The sequence below is a fragment of the Stutzerimonas stutzeri genome (assembly GCF_002890895.1).
Lineage (GTDB): Bacteria > Pseudomonadota > Gammaproteobacteria > Pseudomonadales > Pseudomonadaceae > Stutzerimonas > Stutzerimonas stutzeri_AB.
On the sequence record NZ_POUL01000013.1, the window covers coordinates 23,723 to 47,316 of the forward strand.

General features: G+C 61.1%; 20 protein-coding genes. 11 read left to right on the top strand and 9 right to left on the bottom strand.

Annotation, left to right across the window (positions count from 1 at the left end; all coding sequences use genetic code 11):
* The first annotated feature begins 67 nt into the window (after positions 1-67).
* Positions 68-1,453 (top strand): diguanylate cyclase domain-containing protein, encoded by a 1,386-nt coding sequence (locus tag CXK96_RS18855; RefSeq protein WP_102837970.1) that lies wholly within the window; start codon positions 68-70, stop codon positions 1,451-1,453.
* 36 nt (positions 1,454-1,489) lie between these two features.
* Here the strand turns inward: CXK96_RS18855 and CXK96_RS18860 are convergent, their stop codons facing one another.
* Complete coding sequence (locus tag CXK96_RS18860; protein ID WP_372239354.1) at positions 1,490-2,377, bottom strand: GIDE domain-containing protein; 888 nt, start codon at positions 2,375-2,377, stop codon at positions 1,490-1,492.
* On the bottom strand, positions 2,374-2,946 hold the full coding sequence (locus CXK96_RS18865) for a LemA family protein (RefSeq protein ID WP_102837972.1): 573 nt from the start codon (positions 2,944-2,946) through the stop codon (positions 2,374-2,376). The genes CXK96_RS18860 and CXK96_RS18865 overlap by 4 nt, the downstream gene beginning before the upstream one ends.
* A 189-nt stretch (positions 2,947-3,135) precedes the next feature.
* Between CXK96_RS18865 and CXK96_RS18870 the strand changes: the two genes are divergently transcribed.
* The 7 genes from CXK96_RS18870 (at position 3,136) to CXK96_RS18900 (ending at position 14,548) form a co-directional block, all read left to right on the top strand.
* Positions 3,136-4,479 (top strand): imelysin family protein, encoded by a 1,344-nt coding sequence (locus CXK96_RS18870; protein WP_102837973.1) that lies wholly within the window; start codon positions 3,136-3,138, stop codon positions 4,477-4,479.
* Positions 4,480-4,650: 171 nt separating this feature from the next.
* Positions 4,651-6,066: a di-heme oxidoredictase family protein gene (locus tag CXK96_RS18875; protein ID WP_102837974.1), complete on the top strand. Its 1,416-nt coding sequence runs from the start codon at positions 4,651-4,653 to the stop codon at positions 6,064-6,066.
* 42 nt (positions 6,067-6,108) lie between these two features.
* Positions 6,109-7,182 (top strand): imelysin family protein, encoded by a 1,074-nt coding sequence (locus CXK96_RS18880; protein ID WP_102837975.1) that lies wholly within the window; start codon positions 6,109-6,111, stop codon positions 7,180-7,182.
* A gap of 2 nt (positions 7,183-7,184) precedes the next feature.
* Positions 7,185-8,279, top strand: a complete 1,095-nt coding sequence (locus CXK96_RS18885; RefSeq protein ID WP_102837976.1) for a DUF1513 domain-containing protein — start codon at positions 7,185-7,187, stop codon at positions 8,277-8,279.
* 114 nt (positions 8,280-8,393) lie between these two features.
* Positions 8,394-10,019 carry a methyl-accepting chemotaxis protein gene (locus tag CXK96_RS18890; protein WP_102837977.1) on the top strand — a complete coding sequence of 542 codons (1,626 nt, stop codon included), beginning with the start codon at positions 8,394-8,396 and terminating at the stop codon, positions 10,017-10,019.
* 293 nt (positions 10,020-10,312) lie between these two features.
* Complete coding sequence (locus CXK96_RS18895; protein ID WP_102837978.1) at positions 10,313-11,455, top strand: efflux RND transporter periplasmic adaptor subunit; 1,143 nt, start codon at positions 10,313-10,315, stop codon at positions 11,453-11,455.
* 27 nt (positions 11,456-11,482) lie between these two features.
* On the top strand, positions 11,483-14,548 hold the full coding sequence (locus tag CXK96_RS18900) for a multidrug efflux RND transporter permease subunit (RefSeq protein WP_102837979.1): 3,066 nt from the start codon (positions 11,483-11,485) through the stop codon (positions 14,546-14,548).
* Between the two features lie 27 nt (positions 14,549-14,575).
* Here CXK96_RS18900 and CXK96_RS18905 read toward each other — a convergent pair whose 3' ends face one another.
* The 5 genes from CXK96_RS18905 to CXK96_RS18925 form a co-directional block, all read right to left on the bottom strand.
* Entirely contained in the window at positions 14,576-14,806 is a 231-nt protein-coding gene (locus CXK96_RS18905) for a hypothetical protein (protein ID WP_102837980.1), read from the bottom strand.
* Between the two features lie 198 nt (positions 14,807-15,004).
* Positions 15,005-16,654, bottom strand: a complete 1,650-nt coding sequence (gene groL / locus CXK96_RS18910) for a chaperonin GroEL (RefSeq protein WP_019340747.1) — start codon at positions 16,652-16,654, stop codon at positions 15,005-15,007.
* A gap of 57 nt (positions 16,655-16,711) precedes the next feature.
* Positions 16,712-17,005 carry a co-chaperone GroES gene (locus tag CXK96_RS18915; protein WP_019340746.1) on the bottom strand — a complete coding sequence of 98 codons (294 nt, stop codon included), beginning with the start codon at positions 17,003-17,005 and terminating at the stop codon, positions 16,712-16,714.
* Between the two features lie 251 nt (positions 17,006-17,256).
* Positions 17,257-17,721 (bottom strand): FxsA family protein, encoded by a 465-nt coding sequence (locus tag CXK96_RS18920; RefSeq protein ID WP_102837981.1) that lies wholly within the window; start codon positions 17,719-17,721, stop codon positions 17,257-17,259.
* A 127-nt stretch (positions 17,722-17,848) separates the two neighbouring features.
* Positions 17,849-18,553, bottom strand: a complete 705-nt coding sequence (locus CXK96_RS18925; protein ID WP_102837982.1) for a HugZ family protein — start codon at positions 18,551-18,553, stop codon at positions 17,849-17,851.
* A gap of 100 nt (positions 18,554-18,653) precedes the next feature.
* Between CXK96_RS18925 and CXK96_RS18930 the strand changes: the two genes are divergently transcribed.
* Entirely contained in the window at positions 18,654-19,412 is a 759-nt protein-coding gene (locus CXK96_RS18930; protein ID WP_102837983.1) for an SDR family oxidoreductase, read from the top strand.
* 56 nt (positions 19,413-19,468) lie between these two features.
* Here CXK96_RS18930 and CXK96_RS18935 read toward each other — a convergent pair whose 3' ends face one another.
* Entirely contained in the window at positions 19,469-20,485 is a 1,017-nt protein-coding gene (locus tag CXK96_RS18935) for a DUF481 domain-containing protein (protein ID WP_102838058.1), read from the bottom strand.
* Positions 20,486-20,614: 129 nt separating this feature from the next.
* On the opposite strand from CXK96_RS18935, the gene CXK96_RS18940 reads away from it, so the two are divergent.
* Positions 20,615-20,986 carry an MGMT family protein gene (locus tag CXK96_RS18940; RefSeq protein WP_102837984.1) on the top strand — a complete coding sequence of 124 codons (372 nt, stop codon included), beginning with the start codon at positions 20,615-20,617 and terminating at the stop codon, positions 20,984-20,986.
* 36 nt (positions 20,987-21,022) lie between these two features.
* A complete protein-coding gene (locus CXK96_RS18945) occupies positions 21,023-22,723 on the top strand; it encodes an AmpG family muropeptide MFS transporter (RefSeq protein WP_102837985.1) in 1,701 nt (566 codons plus the stop codon).
* A gap of 43 nt (positions 22,724-22,766) precedes the next feature.
* Here CXK96_RS18945 and CXK96_RS18950 read toward each other — a convergent pair whose 3' ends face one another.
* Entirely contained in the window at positions 22,767-23,591 is an 825-nt protein-coding gene (locus CXK96_RS18950) for a mechanosensitive ion channel family protein (RefSeq protein WP_102837986.1), read from the bottom strand.
* Positions 23,592-23,594: the final 3 nt, after the last annotated feature.

The following is a 23,594-nucleotide window of genomic DNA, read 5'->3' on the forward strand; positions in this document are numbered from 1 at the left end:
CACTACACTCAAGGCTGACCACACCGATACGTCCCTATACCGCGCAGTAACCAAATTGGTACGTACGATGAAAACCGAATCTCGTCCTTCTCTGGAAACTGTTCTGGATCTCATGCTCGATGCGGTCTGCGTCGTCGATGCCGAGGGCCATTTCGTGTACGTCAGTGCGGCATGCGAAAGCATATTCGGCTATACGCAGGAGGAGATGATTGGTCGCCAGATGATGGAGCTGGTAGCGCCTGAAGACCGCGAACGCACCCAGCTGGCGGCACAGCAGGTGATGTCAGGCCAGCCTAGCCTGCACTTCGAGAATCGCTACATCCGCAGGGACGGAAAACGGGTGGACATCATGTGGTCGGCCCGCTGGTCCGAAGGTGATCAGCTGCGTGTCGGCGTAGCGCGCGACGTCACCGGCCGCAAGCGGTCTGAATCGCTGCAAGAGACGGTCTATGCAATATCCGAGGCGGCCCACAACACCGCGGATCTGACTTCACTGTTCGAACAGGTCCATCAGATCACCGGCCGACTTATCCCGGCGCCGACCTGTTTTGTAGCCTTGAACGCCCCGGATCGGGGCCGTCCGACATTTCCTTACTGCAGAACCGGTGGCGATCCGGCACGGCTTCCCCTTGAGCCGGCGGCGGCGCTGTGTGCGGAGGTTACTCGGACCGGGCGAGCGCTACTACTGACAGCGAATAGCGAGGGGGTCTGCGACAACCTCAGGGCATTGGCCGCCACGGACAGCTTCTGCTGGTTGGCAGCCCCCCTCGCCACCGCTCAGGGCTGCATCGGAGCGCTGCTGCTCAACGATACGGCAGAAAACGCGACCTATTGCGAGCAGGACATAGACCTGCTGCAGTTCATCGCTAACCAGGTCGCCACCGCCATCGAACGCAAACAACTGCAGGCTCGCCTTGAGCGGATGGCGCAGTACGATGAACTTACCGGCCTGCCCAACCGCGCGTTCCTCTTCGACCGACTTAAAACCGCCCTGGCACGGGCGCGGCGCAACGATGAGCGCTTAGCGGTGTTGTATCTGGATCTCGACGGATTCAAACAGGTCAACGATGGTTATGGCCACAGCGTCGGCGACCTGCTGCTGCAGGCCTTCGCCCAACGGCTGACGCAACACATCCGCGAAACCGACACGGTTGCGCGGATGGGCGGCGACGAGTTCGTCATGTTGCTGGAAGGCAGTCCCACAGCAGCCGATACGGCGGTGGTGGTCACGCACATCCTTGCCGCGATGCACGCGCCCATAGACCTCGCCGGCTTGGCGCTGGCGATTCAGCCGAGCATTGGCGTGGCCTACTTTCCCGAGCACGGAACTGACGAAGCCTCGCTGCTCAGACGAGCCGATGAGGCGATGTACCAGGCAAAGTCAGCAAGCGCCCGGCAGCGCTGCAGCAGCTCTCTGGCCGTCGATACCTTGCTCGATAAAGATCAGCGCTAAGCGAAACGCGGAGGACTCACTGGATGTCGCTGCGACTCAACCCGCTACCCGAGCCGCCAGCAAAGCCGCACCGAACAAACATAGCATCGCGCCGCCAGCCGCTTGCCAGCGATAGCGCCTGACGAGCACTTCTTCGCCATGACTGGACAGCACAAACGGCAAGCCCTCGCCAGGGCGCACCAGTTGGTGCAGTGCTTGTCGGCTACTGGCCAGCCGGTGGCGCCGCTGTGCTTCGAGGTCGGCGGCAAGGCGCACACGGTTCCACTCCACCTGGTCGAGCTGGCCGTCTCGATTGTTGTCGAATCGCTGCAACAGCCCTGCGTAGTCTTCTTTCCATTCCCGCACCACCTGGCCCTGGGCGGTCGGTAGGTCGAGGCCCTGCCGACCGCCGCCGGAGGTACGAAAATCACCGATCGCGTACAGCGGCTCATCGGCATGCAACCGCTCTTCGGTGTAGCGGTACTGCCGATGGCCAGTCAGCCAGGCCAGTACGCCACCGGGCGGCGCACTTCTAGGGCGGCGCTGGTTACCGGTCCAACGATCACGCCGCGCGGGAAGCACTTCCGCGCCTCGCGGATCGATCAGACAGTCTCCGGTCGCATCGAACAGCCGCAACAGCTCCTCGCTGCTGCCCTGCTCAAGCACTTTCCAGCTGCCGCGCTTGCCACCGGATTGATACTCCTCGATACGGTAGCGCCACCAGAGGCAGGGTGTGGCCGTCAACGGCGCCATCAACGGCGGCATGTCAGGGAGGCCTCGCAGTACACCGGCCAGCTCGACGTAGCCTTGCGCAGCCGAGCGGATCCGCGACGTCGGCGTATCCAGCAGGTGACGCAATTTTGACCAGCGAGTGATCCACAGCCAGCCGCCAACCAGACACATCGCCACGCCTGCAGCGCTAAGCAGCATTCCGCCCCCGCTCAACCGAACAGCGGTTTGAGGTCGAGATCGGCTTTCTCCGCCTCACTGAATTGCAGCAAGGCTGCCTCTCGAAACCCGAACGTAAGAGCCAGCAACACATCGGGAAACTGCTCGACGCGCACGTTATTGAGATTGACCGATTCGTTGTAAAGCTCACGGCGATCGGCGATGCCGCTTTCCAGCCCGCTGATGCGTTGCTGCAGATGACGAAAGCTCTCGTTCGCGCGCAGTTCCGGGTAGCTCTCAGCCAAGGCGAACAAACGCCCCAGCCCTGCACGAAGCCCGGTTTCCGCCTGGCCAAGTGCGCCGACATCGCCCTGCTCGCGGGCATCGGACACCGCAGTGCGCGCTCTGATCACCTGTTCCAGGGTGCTGCGTTCGTGCTGCATGTACTGCTTGCAGGTTTCCACCAGCTTGGGCAATTCATCGTGACGCTGGCGCAACAACACGTCGATGTTCGACCAGGCCTTGCTTACACCGTGCTTGAGTCGCACCAGGCCGTTGTAGAGAACCACGGCATAAGCCGCGGCGAGAAACAGCAGGACACATGCAACGGCGGCACTCAGGCTCATCAGGGCGACTCCATAAGATGACCAGACTTCAGAGGGGGCATTCTAGCTGCGCCGGCGGAGGCGATACGCGACCTGTCGCACGCATTTTCTTTGCACAAAATGCAAATCTTTCGCATTATGTTCTGCATCCGTTTGTCGCAGCCCTGCTGCCGACTCACTCACACCACCCTGCAAGCAAAGGAACCCGCCATGCTACGCACTCCCGTCTGGGCTACCGCCAGCCTTCTGGCTGTCGCCATTTCACTCGCTGGTTGCGGCGAAGACAAAGCTCCGGCCGAACAGGCCGCTGCCCCGCAAGCCGCCACCACCCAGAGCGAACCGGCACCGGCTGCCCAAGAGACCGTGAACAGCGAAGCCGCGCAGGCCGTGGTCAAGCACTACGCCGATATCGCCCATGCTGTGTTCAGCGATGCGCACACTGCCGCTCTGAAGCTGCAGGATGCCGTTGACGCTCTCCTGGCCAATCCGACCGAAGAAACCCTGCAAGCGGCCAAAGCGGCCTGGATCGCCGCCCGCGTTCCGTATATGCAGAGCGAAGTATTCCGCTTCGGCAACCCGGTCGTCGACGACTGGGAAGGTCAGCTCAATGCCTGGCCGCTGGACGAGGGCATGATCGACTATGTCAAAGGTGACTATCAGCACGCCCTCGGCAACCCTGGCGCCACGGCCAACATCATTGCCAACAAAGAATTGCAGATTGGCGAAGACAAGATCGACGTCAGCGAGATCACCGGCGAGAAGCTGGCCAGCCTGAACGAACTGGCCGGCTCCGAAGCCAACGTTGCCACCGGCTACCACGCCATTGAATTCCTCCTTTGGGGCCAGGACCTGAACGGCACCAATGCGGGCGCCGGCGAACGCCCGGTGAGCGACTTCATCGAAGGCGAAGGCTGCACCGGCGACAATTGTGACCGCCGTCGCGCCTTCCTCAAGGCCGCCACCGAGTTGCTGGTCAGCGACCTCGAGGAAATGGTCGGCGAGTGGAAAGCCGGTGTCGCCGATAACTATCGCGCCAGCCTGGAAAAAGAGTCGGCCGAAAATGGCCTGCGCAAGATGTTCTTCGGCATGGGCAGCCTGTCGTTGGGCGAGCTGGCTGGTGAGCGCATGAAGGTCGCGTTGGAAGCCAACTCGCCGGAAGACGAGCACGACTGCTTCAGCGACAACACGCACAACTCGCACTACTACAACGCCAAGGGCATCCGTAACGTCTATCTGGGCGAGTACGAGCGCATCGACGGCACCAAGATGACCGGCCCAAGCCTGGCATCGCTGGTGGAAGGCACTGCGCCTGAGGTCAACAGCACACTGAAGACCGACCTGGAAACCACCGAAGCCAAACTGCGCGTGCTGGTCGAAAGCGCCGAAAATGGCGAGGCCTTTGATCAGTTGATTGGCCCGGACAACAGTGAAGGTCAGGAAAAGGTTCGTGCCGCCATCGGCGTGCTGGTCCAGCAGACCGGCTCGATCGAAAAGGCAGCTGCCGCTCTGGGCATCAGCGACCTGAACCCGGACACCGCTGACCACGAGTTCTGATACACCCGCCTGGGGAGCGGCGCAATGCCGCTCCCTCCGGCACCGATGCACCCTCCCCCCGAGCTTCATTGCTCGATTGGCCAATCGGCCTACCGCCAAATGCAAATTGCTCTTATTCAACCACCCGTAGCCTGCTAAGATTGCCGACCTTTGAAAGGCTCTGGGCTACCGATGCGTCCGTTCTACTTCCCTGTCGTTGCACTGCTGCTGGCCATGGGCCTGACCGCTTGCGACGAAAACCCGCCGCGCTTTGAACAGGCAGAACCGGGCGAGGCGCTTTCCGGTGGCAGCACCACGGTCATCAAGTCCGACCAGAATGCCTTCTCGATGCCCTCTGCCAACCTGTCACCGGTGCGCCGACTGGACTTCAGCGTCGGCAACAGTTTCTTTCGCAACCCCTGGGTTATCGCCCCCTCGTCGACGACCGCACGCGACGGCCTTGGCCCACTGATCAACACCAACGGCTGCCAGAACTGCCACATCAAGGATGGCCGTGGTCGTCCGGCGGAAGCCGAGCGAGGCAACGCCGTGTCAATGCTGGTGCGCCTGTCGATTCCGGCAGGCGAAGAGCACGCCGAAGTGGTCCATCAGCGAGGCATCGCGCCTGAACCCACTTATGGCGGCCAACTGCAGGACATGGCGATTCCCGGCGTTGCGCCGGAGGGCAAAGTACGCCTTGGCTACAGCACCCATACCGAACGCTTCGCAGACGGCTTCGAAGTAGAGCTGCGTACGCCGCAACTGAAAATTACCGACCTGGGCTACGGCCCAATGCATCCCGACACGCTGTTCTCGGTCCGCGTGGCCCCGGCAATGGTCGGGCTCGGCTTGCTGGAAGCGATTCCGGAGGCGGCGATACTCGCCAACGCCGATCCGGACGACAGCAGCGGTGATGGCATCTCCGGGCGCCCGAACCGGGTGTTCGATCAGGTTACCCGCGAAACCACATTGGGCCGCTTCGGCTGGAAAGCCGGACAGCCGAACCTGAACCAGCAGAACGCTGACGCTTTTTTCAACGACATGGGCCTGACGACCAGCCTGCTGTCCGGCAGCAGCTGCACGCAAGCGCAGACCGAGTGCCTGGCGATGCCCGACGGCGGCGAGCCCGAAGTCAGCGACCATATCCTGTCGCTGGTGCTGTTCTATTCGCGCAACCTTGGCGTGCCGGCTCGGCGCAACGTGGACGATCCACAGGTCCTGGCGGGCAAGACGCTGTTCCATCGCGCAGGGTGCCAGAGCTGTCACATCCCGAAATTCACCACCGGCGAGGCCGCCGAACCGGAACTCGCGAACCAGGTGATCCGCCCCTACACCGACCTGCTGCTGCATGACATGGGCGCAGGGCTCGCCGATCACCGCCCGGAATTCGAGGCCAGTGGCCGTGAATGGCGTACTCCGCCGCTGTGGGGCCTCGGCATGACCGAGGCTGTCAGCGGCCACACCCAGCTGCTGCATGACGGTCGCGCCCGCAATCCGCTCGAAGCCATACTTTGGCACGGCGGCGAAGCGGAGCGTGCCAAGCAGGCCGTGCTTGGCTTTGACAATAACGAGCGCAGCGCCCTGCTGGCCTTTCTCGGGTCCCTTTAAATGCCCAACCATACGCACCCTTGCCCAGTCCTGAGGAGCAACATGTACCGCAACCAGATTTTTCGCGCCGTCACGGCCACTGCACTGGGTCTGCTTTTAGGCGCCTGTACGCCATCCGACCCGTATCAGGAAACAAGCCAGGCACTGACCGACGAGGTTCTGCTACCGGCCTATACCGACTGGGCTGAAGCCAACCGCCGTATGGCAGCCAGCGGCATCGCCTTCTGTGCAGGCAATGAAGATATTAACGATGCGCGCCAGGCGTTCCTGCAGGCGCAGCTTGCCTGGGCGGGATTGCAGCCGCTGCTGATCGGACCGATGGGTGAAGGCAACCGGGCCTGGCAAGTACAGTTCTGGCCTGACAAGAAGAATCTTGTCGGTCGGCAGGTCACCGCACTGCTGAAAAGGAAGCCACAGCTGACCCAGGCCGATCTGGAGAACGGCAGTGTCGTCCTGCAGGGCCTGTCTGCTTACGAGTACGTGCTCTATGACAAAGCCGTCGACCTGAGCGAAAGTGCGACCAAGGCGCGTTATTGCCCGCTGCTGATAGCCATCGGTGAGCATCAGCAAAAGCTCGCAGCCGACATGCTGCAAGCCTGGAAGGCAAAGGACGGCATGGCCACCCAGTTGAGCGAGTTCCCCAACGAGCGCTATGCCGAATCGACCGAAGCGATCGCCGATTTGCTTCGCGTTCAGGTCACCGCCCTGGACGGTCTGAAGAAAAAGCTTGGCGCACCGCTCGGTCGCCAGAGCAAAGGCTATCCTCAGCCCTTCCAGGCCGAAGCCTGGCGCAGCGACGCTACGCTTCCCAGCATCGATGCCGCACTCGCTGGCGCCCAGCGGCTCTGGCTTGGTACCGATGGAAACGGCTTGAAGGCGCTGGTCCCGGCCGAACAGGCTGATCTGGCCAAGCGCATCGACGTTGCCTACGAAACCGCACGTCAGCATCTGGTGGACATCATGCTGCCCTTCAGCGAGCTGATCGCTGACGAAGCCGGCCGAGCACGACTTGACGCGCTGTATCAGGACATCGACGCCTTGCACCGGCTGCACCAGACCGAACTGGCGCGCGCTCTTGGGGTGCAGATCGGTTTCAACGCCCACGACGGAGACTGATCATGAAACGTCGTGCTTTCCTGGGCCTGGGCAGCGCACTGGTGGCCGCTTCAGCCGTCGGCGGCTGGACGTTGACGCATCACACCGAACAACCCTTGCTGCTGTCGGCACGTAACGATGCCGATGGTGGCCACTATGCGGTTGGCTATCGCCTCGACGGCAGCCAGGTTTTCGCCACGCCCGTCGCCGAGCGCTGTCACGATGTCTACGCGCACCCGCACCTGCCGCTCGCCGTCTTCGTCGGACGCCGCCCGAGCCGTGAAAGCTATCTGATCGACAGCCGTGACGGAACGCTGCTTCAGGTACTGGCGTCACCGCCGGACCGCCACTTCTATGGGCACGGCGTCTTCCACGCCAGTGGCGACTGGTTCTACACCACCGAGAACGATACCGCCGAGGCCGGCCGCGGCGTTCTCGGGGTCTATCGTGTCGAGGGTCGTCAGCTGGTGCGCAGTGGTGAGGACTCCACCCACGGCATCGGCCCGCATCAGCTGCTGTGGATGCCGGATGGCGAGACACTGGTGATCGCCAATGGTGGCATCCGCACCGAGGCCGACAGCCGGGAGATGATGAATCTGCAAGCCATGGAACCCAGCCTTGTGATGCTGCGCCGTGACGGCACGCTGCTCAGCAAGGAGCAGCTGCCCGAGCAGATGAACAGCGTGCGTCACCTGGCGGTGGCGGCTGACGGCACGGTGGTGTCGGGCCAGCAGTATGAAGGCGACCCGATGGATCAGGTGCCATTGCTGGCCATCAAGCGCCCCGGCCAAGCCTTCGAAGCCTTCCCGCTAGGCGAAGCGCAGCGCCAGACGATGAACCAGTACACCGCCAGCCTGGCGATCAACGATGCCCTTCGCCTGCTGGCCGTGACGGCTCCGCGCGGCAACAAGGTATTCATCTGGGACCTGGACACAACGGCACTGCGCGAGGAAATCCACCTGCCGGACTGTGCCGGCGTCGCGGCAGTCAAAGAAGGCTTTGTCGTCAGCTCCGGCCAGGGCCGCTGCCGCCTCGTCGACTGCACGGGCAGAGCGTTCGTCAGCACCCCGCTACAGCTGCCCGCGGGGCTTTGGGACAATCACCTGCGACTCGTCTGAAAGCGTTCAAGTATCGAAGCGCCAGGCCGAAAAACCGGCGACGAGCAGTCAGCCCGACTACTCGTTGCAGGCTTGTTTATGCAAGCGCATCCCCTTCGATACGAGAACGCCCAGATGTTCCTGAAAAAATCCCTGCGTGGACAGTTGCTCGCGCTGATCGGCGGCAGCTTGCTGTTGATGCTTACTATCGCGCTCGCCAGTTTTTCGTTTCTCTCCGATGAAATCACGGCCTACCAGCGTCTTCTCAAGGGACCGATCGAAGCCTCGCGCCTCATCGACCAGTCCAACCTCGAGTTCAAGGTGCAAGTTCAGGAGTGGAAGAACGTATTGCTACGCGGTAAATCTCAGGAAAATCTGACCAAATACTGGCGGAGTTTCGAAGAGCAGGAGCGCGAAGTGCAGGCGCTGCTGGGCACGCTCATACAGGCCAGCCAGAACGACCCCGCGCTGGCCAGTCAGATCAAAAGTCTGCGTGACGAACACCTGAAGCTTGGCACGGCCTATCGCGTGGGCCGCGACGCGTTCATCGCGGCTGGCGGTGACCCGGTTGTCGGCGACGCGGCCGTCAAAGGCATCGACCGCGCCACCAGTGAGCAGCTCAGCGCCTTGGTGGTGCAGCTACGCGAGTCCGCGCTTGCCAATTCGGCGACCATCAGCAGGGCCGCAGACCGAACCATTATCGTCGGCTCGCTGATCATGCTTGCCGCTGGCGTGTTGATTGGCCTGTTCAGTGCCTGGCTGGTCAACCGCAACCTGCTCAATCCGATCCGCCACCTGATAAACCATGTTGCGAACCTCAGCCAAGGCAATTTCAAAGAACGTGTCGATACCAGCCGCGCTGACGAGCTGGGCCGCCTGGCGGTAGCGGCCAATGTGCTGCGCGATTTCCTAGCCGACACCTTTACCCGCCTGCAGCGCAGCACATCGGATCTCGACACCGCCAGCGGGGAGCTCAACGCCATTGCGGCCCTGATGGGCCAAGGCACCCGCGAGCAGTTTTCCCGTACCGATCAGGTCGCCACGGCGATGCATGAGATGTCTGCCACCGCGCAAGAGGTCGCGCGTCATGCAGCGGACGCTGCACATGCCGCAGACGCCGCCGACCAGTCGGCGCAACAAGGCGAAGCCATGATGCGCTCGACGATCGAAACGATCACCCACATGCGCGGCGAGATCAGTAACACCGCCAGCGTGATCCGCCGGCTGGAGGCCGACAGCGGCCGTATCGGCAAGGTGCTGGAAGTGATTCGCGGCATTGCCGACCAGACCAACCTGCTCGCGCTGAACGCTGCCATCGAGGCCGCCCGCGCCGGCGACGCTGGGCGCGGCTTTGCCGTGGTGGCGGACGAGGTGCGCACGCTGGCCAAACGTACGGCGGATTCCACGGCGGAAATTCATCAGATCATCGACACGGTACAGACGGGGGCGGTGGATGCGGTACGGGCCATCGAAAACGGCCAGGCCCGTAGCGACGTCGGCGTCGAGCAGGTCACTGAAGCGGGCGGCATGCTCCAGCGCATCACTCTGGAAGTAGAAGCCATTCGTGACATGAATCGCCAGATCGCGACCGCCGCGGAAGAACAGACATCTGTTGCAGAGGACATCTCACGCAACCTGATCGAGATTACCGCCATCGCCACCACCAATCAGGACAATGTAGAGCGCACCGAGAAGGCCAGTCACAATCTGCACGGGCTGTCCGCTCAGCTCAGCGAAGTCACTCACCGCCTGGCGGGCTGACCTCAAACCAAATGCAAGGCCCTGCCCGCGCGGGGCCGTAAGCGCATTCGACACAGCGGCCTGGCGCGCGAAGCGCGCTGTTGACGCCCTCTTCCTGATCCTCAGGCAGCGCCTGATATCCCGCTTTACTTGCACTCGGTTCGCAGCTAACGTCCATTCTCCCTCTCCTACAGGGCCGAATCACGACGCCATGGTTGGTGCATAACTGCGCTGGTCGTGGCTTGCGCATTCGATACGGCTGCGTCGTTGCATAGCCATGGTCAGCCGGCTCATTACTCCAAGGAATACGGAAAATGTTGCGCCGCATGCTGCTGATGCTTGGCGCGGTGATCGTCGTGGTATTGATCCTTGCCGCCCTCAAGTTCAACTCGATCTACACACAGATTCAGCAATTCAAGGCACCAAAGCCGCCGATCAACGTGGAGGTTGTCGCCTCCAGTCAGGAGCCATGGCAAAGCCGGCTTCCGGCGGTTGGCACGCTCACCGCCTCGCAGGGCATCGACCTTTCGGTAGAGATCGCCGGCACCATCAGCGATGTGCAGTTCCGCTCGGGTGAAAAAGTGCAGAAGGGTCAGCCCATCGTTCTGCTGGACAGCGAGATCGAACAGGCGAGCCTGGCAGCCGCGGAAGCGGACCTGCATCTGGCCAAGGTGGAATTCCAACGAGCACGCAGCCTGATCGAGGGAAAGGCCATTTCTCGCAGCGAGTTCGATCGGCTCAACGCCCAGTCACAAAAAGCCGACGCCACCGTCGCCCAGCTGAAGGCCAGCCTGGCGAAAAAGCGCATTCTCGCCCCCTTCTCCGGAACCATCGGGATCCGTCAGGTAGATGTCGGTGACTTCGTCGCTGCCGGCACACCGATTGCCACGCTGCAGGACCTGTCGACGCTGTTCGTCGATTTCTACCTGGCTGAACAGCAAGTGCCTCTGCTCGCCATCGATCAGCCCGTACGTGTGCAGGTAGCCGCTTTCCCCGGTGAGCAGTTCGAGGGCCGCATCGTCGCCTTGAACCCCAAGGTTGAGGTCACCACCCGCAACGTGCAGGTCCGCGCAGAGCTCGCCAACCCTGGCGAGCGCCTGCTGCCCGGCATGTTCGCCAATCTGCAGGTGCTGCTGCCCAGCGAGCAATCCAGGATCGTGGTACCGGAAACCGCGATCACCTACACCCTGTATGGCAATTCGGTACTGGTGGTGAAGGAGGGTCAGCCTCCCGAACCCGAGGAAGGCACCGCGGCGACCGAGACCGACGAACCCTACCTGGTTGTCGAGCGGCGCTTCGTCAAAACCGGCGAGCGGCGCGACGGACGCGTGGTAGTTCTCGAGGGACTCGAAGCCGGCGAGCAGGTGGTCGTTGCGGGGCAGCTCAAGCTGGACAGCGGCGCCCACGTCGCGATTGCCGAAAAGCGCACCCTCGAGCTCAAGCCCGAAGCCCGCTGAGACGCCTATTGAAGGGACATAGACCCCATGGCTTTTACCGATCCATTCATTCGCCGTCCGGTGCTGGCCAGCGTGATCAGCTTGCTGCTGGTGTTGCTTGGCTTCCAGGCCTTCAACAGCCTGGTGATCCGCCAGTATCCGCAAATGGAAAGCGCGCTGATCACGGTGACCACCGCTTATCCCGGCGCCAACGCAGAAACGATCCAGGGCTATATCACCCAGCCCCTGCAGCAGAGCCTGGCCAGCGCCGAAGGCGTGGACTACATGACGTCGGTCAGTCAGCAGAACGTTTCGGTCATCTCGGTCTATGCGCGTATCGGGGCTGACACGGATCGCCTCTATACCGAGTTGCTCAGCCAAGCCAACTCGGTCAAGAACCAGCTGCCTCAAAACGCAGAAGACCCGGTACTGAACAAGCAGGCGGCCGACTCCACGGCGCTCATGTACATAAGCTTCTATAGCGAGCAGCTGAGCAATTCGCAGATCACCGATTACTTGTCGAGGGTCATCCAGCCAAAGCTGGCCACCCTGCCCGGCATGGCCGAGGCTGAGATTCTCGGCAATCAGGTGTTCGCCATGCGCCTCTGGTTGGATCCGGTCAAGCTCGCCGCCTACGGACTCTCGGCCGGCGATGTGAACGAGGCCGTGCGCAAGTACAACTTCCTGTCCGCCGCCGGTGAGGTGAAGGGTCAGTACGTTGTCACCAGCATCAACGCCGATACCGAGCTGAAAACCCCCGAGGCTTTTGCCGCCATCCCCCTGAAGACTCAGGGCGACAGCCGTGTGCTGCTGGGTGATGTGGCGCGCGTCGAGATGGGCGCAGAAAGCTACAACGCGATCAGCTCGTTCGACGGGATCCCGTCGGTCTATATCGGCGTCAAGGGCACGCCGAGCGCCAACCCGCTGGATGTCATCAGCGAAGTGCGAGCAGTGATGCCCCAGATCGAATCGCAATTGCCGCCCGGCCTCAAGGTCACCATCGCCTATGACGCGACGCGGTTCATCCAGGCCTCCATCGATGAGGTAGTCAAGACCCTCGCTGAGGCGGTGGTGATCGTCATAGTCGTGGTCTTCCTGTTCCTCGGCTCAGTGCGCTCAGTACTGATCCCGGTGGTGACCATCCCGCTCTCGATGATCGGCGTGTTGTTCTTCATGCAGACCATGGGGTATTCGATCAACCTGCTGACGTTGCTGGCGATGGTGCTGGCGATCGGCCTGGTCGTGGATGACGCCATCGTCGTGGTAGAGAATATCCACCGGCATATCGAGGACGGCAAAACGCCCTTTCAGGCAGCGATAGACGGCGCCCGAGAAATCGCGATGCCTGTCGTCACCATGACCGTCACCCTCGCCGCGGTCTATGCACCGATCGGCTTTCTGCAAGGCCTGACGGGCGCACTGTTTCAGGAGTTCGCCCTGACCCTGGCCGGCGCTGTGCTGATTTCCGGCGTGGTCGCGCTGACCTTGTCGCCGATGATGTGCTCGCGCCTGCTACGTCACGAAGAGAACCCGAGTGGCCTGGCACACCGCCTGGACCAGCTCTTCGACCGGTTGAAGGCGCGTTACCAGCGCGCCTTGCACGGCACCCTGAACACGCGGCCGGTTGTACTGGTATTCGCATTAATCGTACTCGGGCTGATTCCGCTGCTGCTCAAGTTCACCGAAAGCGAACTGGCTCCAGAGGAAGACCAGGGCATCATTTTCATGATGGCAAGTGCTCCGCAAACGGCGAACCTCGATTATCTGAATGCCTACACCGATCAGTTTCTGGAGATCTTCAAGTCGTTCCCCGAGTACTACTCCTGGTTCCAAATCAATGGCTTCAACGGCGTACAGAGCGGGATTGGCGGCTTTCTGATGAAACCCTGGGATGAACGGGAGCGCACCCAGATGGAGGTTCTCCCCGAGGTGCAGGCCAAGATCGATCAGATCCCGGGCCTGCAGGTCTTTGGCTTCAACCTGCCCTCGCTGCCCGGAACCGGCGAAGGCCTGCCGTTCCAATTCGTCATCAATACCGCCAACGACTACGAGTCGCTGTTACAGATTACCGAGCGAATCAAGGAAAAGGCCCAGGCTTCCGGCAAGTTTGCGTTTCTCGATGTAGACCTGGCGTTCGACAAACCGGAAATCGTCGTCGAGATCGACCGGGAAAAAGCAGCCCAAATGGGCGTCACCATGGAAGACCTCGGCCTGACCCTGGCCACCTTGCTCGGCGAAAGCGAGATCAACCGCTTCACCATTGAAGGACGCAGCTACAAGGTCATCGCCCAGGTCGAGCAGGCCTACCGGGATAATCCAGGCTGGCTGAACAACTACTACGTCAAAAACGAGCAGGGCGACATGCTGCCGCTGTCGACCCTGATCAGGGTTCATGACCGCGCCCGACCGACCCAGTTGTCCCAGTTCCAGCAGCTTAATGCAGCGACCATCCAGGGCTTCCCGATCGTCAGCATGGGCGAAGCCATCGAGACACTGCGCAGCATTGCGTTGGAGGAGGCGCCGCAGGGTTACACCTTCGATTACGCAGGCGCATCGCGCCAGTACATCCAGGAGGGCAATGCGCTGTACACGACCTTTGCGCTCGCGTTGGCGATCATCTTTCTCGTGCTAGCGGCACAGTTCGAGAGTTTCCGCGATCCGCTGGTGATCCTGGTAACGGTGCCGCTTTCGGTCTGTGGTGCGCTGGTCCCCCTGTTCCTCGGCCTGTCGAGCATGAACATCTACACCCAGGTGGGGCTGGTGACGCTGATCGGGTTGATCAGTAAGCACGGCATCATGATCGTCGAGTTCGCTAATCAGTTACGTCGAGATCAGGGGTTGAACCGTCGTGAAGCGGTCGAGGAAGCCGCTGCGATCCGACTCAGACCTGTCTTGATGACAACCGCGGCGACGGTATTCGGCATGGTTCCGTTGATCCTGGCCAGCGGTGCGGGAGCGGTCAGTCGCTTCGATATCGGTCTGGTGATCGCCACAGGCATGACCGTGGGCACACTGTTCACCCTGTTCGTACTACCGGCTGTGTACACGGTGCTGGCAACCCCGGACCAGGCGACAGCAGTGGCCACAAGCGCGCGGCCGTCAGAGGGCCATTGAGCAGAGCTTGGAATACGAGAAAGTTGCTCAGCTGCGCCCTACCAGGCTCTGGGAAAGCCCGTACATGAGCAACAGCAAGTCCTGATCGGGGCGCGCCTCTGAAACAGAGGCGCGGGCAATACGCGGCACCGCGCAATGGCTGCTGAAATCGCTCCTCGCAACCACCTTCGCGTCAGGCTCACTCCATGCCGCCGCACACAGCGACGCAACACCCAGTGAACCGACAAGAAACAATCCTCGAGCGATTTCAAGTTTCATTGCGCAAGCCCTTGTTATTTGGCGATTCGAGAAAATCACCATAGTCGAGCAATTCACCCGGCGCCGAGAAATATGACCGATGGTCGATTTGAGCCCGGAGCGAGTTCATGCGCGCTTCGGCTTTTCGACCCATGACAGCGCGACGCGCAAAAAAAAGCCCCGCACTAGGCGGGGCTTTTTTTAGCAGGACAGGCTGGCTTACATCATGCCGCCCATGCCACCCATACCGCCCATGCCACCCATATCAGGCATGGCTGGAGCAGCCTTGTCGTCGATGCTCTCTGCAACCATAGCTTCGGTAGTTACCATCAGACCGCCGATGGAGGCCGCAGCCTGCAGAGCGGAACGGGTTACCTTGGCCGGATCCAGAATACCCATCTCGATCATGTCGCCGTAGGTGTCGGAAGCGGCGTTGAAGCCGTAGTTGCCTTCACCCTGCTTGACCTTGTCGACCACGACGCTCGGCTCGCCACCAGCGTTGGCAACGATCTGACGCAGCGGCGCTTCAACGGCACGACGCAGCAGCGCGATACCGACGTTCTGGTCTTCGTTCTCGCCCTTGAGCTCGGAGATGGCCTGCAGAGCGCGTACCAGGGCAACACCGCCGCCAGGTACCACGCCTTCTTCAACGGCTGCACGAGTGGCGTGCAGGGCGTCTTCGACGCGGGCCTTCTTCTCTTTCATCTCGACTTCGGTGCCGGCACCGACCTTGATCACGGCAACACCGCCAGCCAGCTTGGCCAGACGCTCTTGCAGCTTCTCTTTGTCGTAGTCGGAAGTAGTGTCTTCAACCTGCTTGCGGATCTGCGCAACGCGGGCTTCGATGTCAACCTGCTGACCAGCACCGTCGATGATGGTGGTGTTTTCCTTGTTCAGCACGACGCGCTTGGCGTTACCCAGATGCTCCAGAGTAGCGGTTTCCAGGCTCAGGCCGACTTCTTCGGAAATCACGGTACCACCGGTCAGGATCGCGATGTCCTGCAGCATGGCCTTGCGGCGGTCGCCGAAGCCAGGCGCCTTGACGGCCGCGACCTTGACGATGCCGCGCATGTTGTTGACGACCAGAGTAGCCAGGGCTTCGCCTTCAACGTCTTCAGCGACGATCAGCAGCGGACGGCCCGCCTTGGCAACGGCTTCTAGAACCGGCAGCAGCTCACGAATGTTGGAGATCTTCTTGTCAACCAGCAGCAGCAGCGGGCTGTCCAGCTCGGCCACCATGGTGTCCGGCTTGTTGATGAAGTACGGAGACAGGTAACCACGATCGAACTGCATGCCTTCAACGACGGACAGTTCGTTTTCCAGGCCCGAGCCTTCTTCAACGGTGATGACGCCTTCCTTGCCGACTTTTTCCATCGCTTCGGCAATGATCGCGCCGATGGAGCTGTCGGAGTTGGCGGAAATGGTGCCGACCTGGGCGATGGCCTTGAAGTCGGTGCACGGCTTGGCCAGGTTCTTCAGCTCGGCGACAACGGCGATGGTCGCCTTGTCGATGCCGCGCTTGAGGTCCATCGGGTTCATGCCAGCCGCAACGGCCTTCAGGCCTTCGTTGACAATGGCCTGGGCCAGAACGGTTGCAGTGGTGGTGCCGTCACCGGCTTCGTCGTTAGCCTTGGACGCTACGTCTTTGACCAGCTGCGCGCCCATGTTTTCGAAACGGTCCTTCAGCTCGATTTCCTTGGCAACGGAAACGCCGTCCTTGGTGATGGTCGGAGCGCCGAAGCTCTTTTCCAGAACCACGTTGCGGCCTTTCGGGCCGAGGGTCGCTTTTACCGCGTCAGCCAGGACGTTGACGCCTGCCAGCATTTTCTTGCGGGCGGAATCGCCGAATTTAACTTCTTTAGCAGCCATTTTGATTCTTCCTCAAATTCTGTTGATGGAACGCTGTTCGCTATAAGCGAGCGCTGATCAGGCTTCTACGACGGCGAGGATTTCGTTCTCGCTCATCACCAGCAGGTCTTCGCCGTCGACCTTGACGGTGTTGCTGCCGGAGTAAGGGCCGAATACGACCTGGTCGCCAACCTTGACGGCCAGCTGACGGACTTCGCCGTTGTCCAGAACGCGACCAGTGCCAACAGCGACGATCTCGCCCCGGTTAGGCTTCTCAGCAGCGGAGCCCGGCAGAACGATGCCACCGGCAGTCTTGGTTTCTTCTTCGCTGCGACGGATCACGACGCGGTCATGTAGAGGACGAAGCTTCATTGTCGATCTCTCCTAGTACAGTGGTTTCCATGCCGATGCATTTCATCGGCGGGTTGGGCAAATCCGGCGGTGCCGGTTGCGGCCCGCAATGCGAGCCGCAGAAGACGGACTGTCAAATCGCGACAGCGACCTTGCGGTGACCGCTACATGCGGGCGCGGAAAATGATTTCAAGGGCGACGGCGAGGATTTTTTGCATTTGACGACAATAAAAAAGGCATGCCGAGACATGCCTTCGCGACAGGAGCGGTGATTATTTGTCGCGACGCTCCCACTCGCCTTCGATCACATTGGGACGTTGCGGTCCACGCTGATCTTCCTGCTGCTGACGCAGGTCATCGGCAAAGGCTCGCCGCCGCTGTGCCTGAGCTTCTACACGACGCCCGACAAACCCGAGGAAGAGTTTGCGGGTCGGCGGAAAGAGCACCAGCAGCGCGATGACGTCGCTGAGAAATCCGGGCAGGAACAACAGTCCCCCGGCAACAGCCATCATCAAGCCTTGAAGCATTTCCCGTTCCGGCAATTCGCCGCGGGCCAGGCGCTCGCGTGCACGCCACGCTGTGGCGAAACCCGCCAAGCGCATCAACAGGATGCCGGCCATGCCACCGATGACCAGCAGCAGGATGGTCGGCAGCACGCCGATGGAGCCGCCGACCTTGATCAGCAACGCCAGCTCGGCCAGCGGGAACAGGAGAAACAGCAGTAAGAAAATTCGCATCGATAATCCTTGGCGGAAGTACGGCTTCCGATTTTGTGTAGATGACGGCGGGCTGCAGCGAATTCAACCCATCCGCCAAACAGGCTGTAACCGGATTATTCTCCGCTGCGCTTACGCGGGCATTAATTCAGTGCCGCGCCATCGCCACCAAGGCCTGGCGCACGGCGCCTGGGCTGGTACAGGTATCCGGAAACGCCAACCAGTGAATGGCCTGACCGATGCTCAGGTGAAAGCCTTCGCTGTCGATGCCGACCATGCGCGCCGCCGGAGCAGACGGCAGGCCTGCCTGCTGTACGTAGTGAGCAATCGCCGAGCTGTGGTCCTGATTCATATGCTCAAGCATGTCGACCTCGCCCCCGCTTGTAGGTGCAAAGGGGTTGGCCAATGCCACCTGATCGAGCCAATGAATCGCGCCGAAGCCGCCGATATAGCGCCAGCGTACTGGCTGCAACACCCAGAAGTCGAAGTCATGAACGCGGTGGTAGTCGCGCGATTCCGGGAAATAACGGTAGTAGCGCTCGGCCGCAGCCTCGACTGCTGCTTCGTCCGTGAGAGGCACCGCCTCGGCCAGCACTGTCAGTCGGCCGGTTGCCTGTACATCCTCGGCACCACGTTCGGCGACCAGCAACGAGCAGCGCGGATCTGCCTGTAGATTCTTCGTGTGCTGGGCGATCCGACTGATCAGGATCAGCGGCCAGCCCTCCTCACTCAGGCAGTAAGGGACCGCTGAGCCAAAGGGGAATCCGGGCATGGCTTTGGAGTGAGTCGAGAGCACGCCGCGGTATTCCTTGAGCAGGAGTTGTCGGGCATGCTTGGCGGCTTGAACGCTCACGGGAGTTCCTCAAAAGGGGCGATTCGGCAGGGCATCAGCATAACGGTTTCGTCAGCGGACGTCGTTTCTCGACGTTGACAGCTATAGATAGGAGATGGGCATGCAGCTGAAAGACAAGGTCATCATCATTACTGGCGGTGGCCAAGGACTCGGACGCGCAATGGGCGAATACCTCGCCAGCAAGGGTGCGCGACTGGCGCTGGTCGACCTTAACCAGGAGCGACTGGACGAAGCGGTGGCAGCCTGCAAGAGCGCCGGCGGTGATGCGCGAGCCTACCTGTGCAATGTTGCCAATGAAGAGCAGGTCAGTCACATGGTAAGCCAGGTCAGCGACGATTTTGGTGGTCTGGACGGCTTGGTCAACAACGCCGGCATTCTCCGCGACGGGCTGACCATCAAACTCAAGGACGGCGAACTGTCGAAGATGAGCCTGGCGCAATGGCAGGCGGTAATCGACGTCAACCTCACCGGCGTGTTTCTCTGCACCCGCGAGGTCGCGGCGAAGATGATCGAGCTGAAGCGGCAGGGCGCGATCGTCAATATTTCCTCGATATCCCGTGCCGGCAACATGGGCCAGGCGAACTACTCGGCTGCCAAGGCGGGCGTCGCAGCAGACACCGTGGTCTGGGCGAAAGAGCTGGCGCGCTACGGCATTCGCGTCGCCGGTGTTGCACCCGGTTTCATCGAGACCGAGATGGTCGCCAGCATGAAACCCGAAGCGCTGGAAAAAATGACGGCAGGAATTCCGCTCAAGCGTCTGGGCAAACCCCAGGAGATCGCCCATTCGGTGGCGTACATATTCGAAAACGATTACTACACCGGGCGCATCCTGGAGCTCGATGGCGGCTTGCGCCTGTAGAACACCAGAAACGAAGCCGGGCGCACTGAGGCGCCCGGTCAATCACGCTATAAGCCTTACCAGCCCACACCGAATCCGATGCTGTAACGGGTTTCGTCAAGATCGCTCTCTGCGCCGCTGACGATGTCTTTTTCGGCTTTCATATTGAGCGACGCCCAGTCGGTCACCTTGTAACGCAGCCCCATTTCGGCGTCCAACTGATAGTCGGCGACGTTTTCCAGCGGTTTGCCAATCTCACCGTTGCTGAATATCTCGAAAGTCTTGCCCACCAGATAACGGTTGTAATTCCACTTCATCGCCAACGAGTAGAACTCTTCCGTGTTGCCGCTGGCGAACTCATAGTCGCTGCGGTTGGCCAGTGACGCCAGCGAGAAGGCGCCCAGCTCGTTGTCCCAGAACTGGTAACCCGGACCGGTACCGATGGTGCGCTGGCGCCGTACGTCCTCGATCTTGTCACGCTTGTATTCCAGGCGACCCTGCCAGAACCAGTGCTCGTCGAGGAAGCGGTCCAGCGCATATTCGGCTTCCCAGTTGTCGGTGGCCGTCACGCCGTCGCGGTACTCACGGTTGTAGCCGCCGGAACCGTTATGACGCCAGAGGCCATGCCGCGCCGAAGTCTTGAATGAAATGTCGTAGTCGTCGGTATCGGTTTCGGCGCGCTTGTAGTCCAGCGCCATATCGACGTTGCCCTTCCAGGTCAGGTCCTGAATGATTGGCTTCGGGTGGATGATCTGTGTGATCGACTTCAACGGGACCGTACGCGGAGCGCCGCCGTTGCTGAGCGTGACCATGCCATCACTGGCCGCCTGTAGTGATTTCGCAACCTCGCCAGACGCAGCGTCTACCTTGACCAGCAACTGCTGATTGCTTTCCAGCGTTGCGACCTGGCTCCATTTCACCGGAATGGAACCGCCATACTCGGTTTCGATGAGCAGCTTGCCGCCATCGAGCACGCTGATTTTGCCGGTCAGGCGATCACCGTTTTTCAGCCACACGGTATCGGCAAATATCGGCAGCGAGCACGTCGAAAGGGTTACGCAAAGCAAGGTTCGTGAAAGCGGACGGGAGAACATAGGCAAGTGGGTGTCTGTGGGGTAAATGAGAAAGGCAGGCATTATCCTTATGCGACCGAAGACAACAAGCGCTGGCCGCTAAACGGAGCCTCGAATCGTGGCAAACCTCATCGCTAATGGAGCCCTTCCATGACAAGCCAGCCGGCTGACACACCACACAGCGATCCCCGCACCGGAGATGCCGAAACTCGCCGAGCCGCGCTCTATCTGGCGCTGGCTCAGATCCCCGAAGGCAAGGTCATCAGCTACGGGGAGCTCGCCGCCGTAGCGGGGCTTGGTCGCGCAGCACGCTGGGTCGGTCGGATTTTGTCGCAATTGCCGGACGATACCCGCCTGCCCTGGCACAGGGTGATGGCTGCAGGCGGTCGCCTCAGCCTGGCCTCCGGCACCGTATCCGGGGAGGAGCAACGTGCCCGACTTCGCGCTGAAGGTGTGCAGGTGATCAACGACCGCGTCGACATACGTCGGCACGGCTGGCATTCGGCGGAGCACAGCGGGTAGAGTGCGCGCTTCATATTCAGCCCCTGATCTGCCTTTATGTCCCGTGAAACCTGGCGCGCCGCGCTAGCCGCCTACGCCAGTCCGGCCTCGCTGACTCTGCTGATTCTTGGCTTCGCTGCCGGGCTTCCAGCGATCCTGGTGTTTTCCACGCTCTCTGTATGGCTGCGCGAGGCTGGCGTGTCTCGCGAGACCATCGGTTTCGCCAGCTGGATCAGCCTCGCGTATGCCTTCAAATGGGTCTGGTCGCCGATGCTCGACCAGTGGCGGCTGCCCTGGATTGGCGGGCTGGGCCGCCGACGTTCATGGCTGGTTCTGTCGCAGGCAGTGATTGCGATCGGCCTGATCGGCATGGCCTTGTGTAACCCGCAGCAGAACCTGACGATGCTGATCGCACTTGCCGTGGCAGTGGCTTTCGCCTCGGCCACGCAGGACATCGCCATCGATGCCTATCGGCTGGAAATCGCCGAGGACAAATTGCAGGCCACGCTGGCGGCGAGCTACATGACCGGCTACCGCATCGCCATGCTGCTGGCCAGCGCCGGCGCGCTGTTTCTGGCCGAATGGCTGGGCTCCAGCAACGTCGAATACAACCAGGCCGCTTGGGCCACGACCTATATCGCCTTCGCCCTCCTCATCCTTCCGGGCCTCGTGACCAGCCTGTTGATCCCCGAGCCACAAGGCGCCTCGCCACTGCCGCACGAGCCGTCCAGGTTCAGTTTCAATCATCAGATGGCGGCGGTCGGCCTGCTGTTGGTACTGCTGATTTCCGTCCCGGCAATGATCAACGCACTGATTGCCCAGGCCTGGCCACGGGCAACGCTGTACCTGCTGTTCATCATCGGTTCGCTATCACCCTGGGGGCGGTCGCTGATGATTCCGGTGCGCCAGATGCTCCAGCAAGCCGGTCAACGTCAGCGCCCGGCACGCTTCGATTTCGTCCACCAGGCCGTTTCGGTGATTGTCCTGATCATCCTCATGGTATCGACCACAGGCATGTTCCAATCCTACTGGGGCGGCTACTGGCCACGCGGCACCATGTATCTGCTGATCTGTTGGGGCTGTCTCTCAGGTCCGGGCCGAATTCTGATGGGCCCGGTGCTGACACCCATCACCGACTTCATCCTGCGCTACCGCTGGCAGGCGCTGTTGCTGCTGGGGCTGATCGCCACCTATCGGATGTCGGACACGGTAATGGGGGTCATGGCCAACGTGTTCTACATCGACCAGGGATTCAGCAAGGATCAGATCGCCAGCGTCAGCAAGCTCTTTGGCTTGATCATGACATTGCTAGGCGCCGCGTTTGGCGGTTTGCTGATCGTGCGCTTCAGCATCCTGCCCATCCTGTTCATCGGTGGCGCTGCATCGGCGGCGACCAACCTGATGTTCATGTTGCTGGTGGAAATGGGCGCCAACCTCAATATGCTGATCGTCACGATCTCCTGCGACAACTTCAGCGGCGGACTGGCCTCGACCGCATTCGTTGCTTATCTTTCGAGCCTGACCAATCTGAAATTCTCCGCTACCCAGTACGCCCTGCTCAGCTCATTGATGCTGTTGCTGCCCAGGCTGTTGGGCGGCTACTCCGGCGTCATGGTTGAGCAGCTGGGTTACAGCAACTTCTTCCTTGTGACTGCGTTGCTTGGCATACCGACACTGGTCCTGATTGTCTGGCAGTGGACGCGTAGCCGCCAGCAACCCAGCAGCGCCGAACCGATGTCCTCGACCGAGCACAGCTAATAAAAAAGCCGGCATCAGCCGGCTTTACTTTTCGCGTCGCAGATCAGCGCTGTACCAGATGCACGGTACGCTGCGGGAACGGAATACCGATCCCTGCGGCGTCGAAGCGCTCCTTGACCAGTTCAGTGAAGCCGAAGGTCACTGGCCAGAAGTCGCCGGTGGCGACCCATACCCGCAGCGACAGATTCACCGAACTGTCGGCCAGCCCGACCACATGAACCACCGGCTCAGGATCGCGTAGCACACGCTCGTCCTCGGCGATCTCCAGCAGGATCTTGCGCGCCAGCTTGATATCGGCGCTGTAATCGATACCGATATTGATGTCCGCGCGACGTCGGGGCTCGCGGGAATAGTTGGTGATATGGCCGTTCGAAAGGCTGCCGTTGGGCACCACGATGGTTTTGTTGTCAGCAGACTTGAGGACGGTGTGGAAGATCTGGATCGAATGCACGGTGCCGGACACGCCCTGAGCTTCAATCCATTCGCCAACCCGGATGGGGCGGAAGATCAGGATCAGCACGCCTCCGGCGAAGTTGCCCAGGCTGCCCTGCAAAGCCAGACCGATCGCGAGACCGGCTGCACCTATCACGGCGATGAAGGATGTGGTCTCGACGCCGATCATCGACGCGACACTGATCAGTAACAGGACCTTGAGGATGATGCTTGCCAGGCTTTCGATGAAGCCATGCAGCGAAGCGTCTACCTGGCGGCGATTCAATACCGTACCCACTTTGCCGACGAGCTTGTTGATCAGCCACCAGCCGATGAGAAAAGTAAGAAGAGCCAGGGTGACTTGCGCGCCGTATTGAATGACAACAGGCAACCAGGCCTCGGAAAGCTCGACCAGGTAATCGACACTGAAATCCATTGA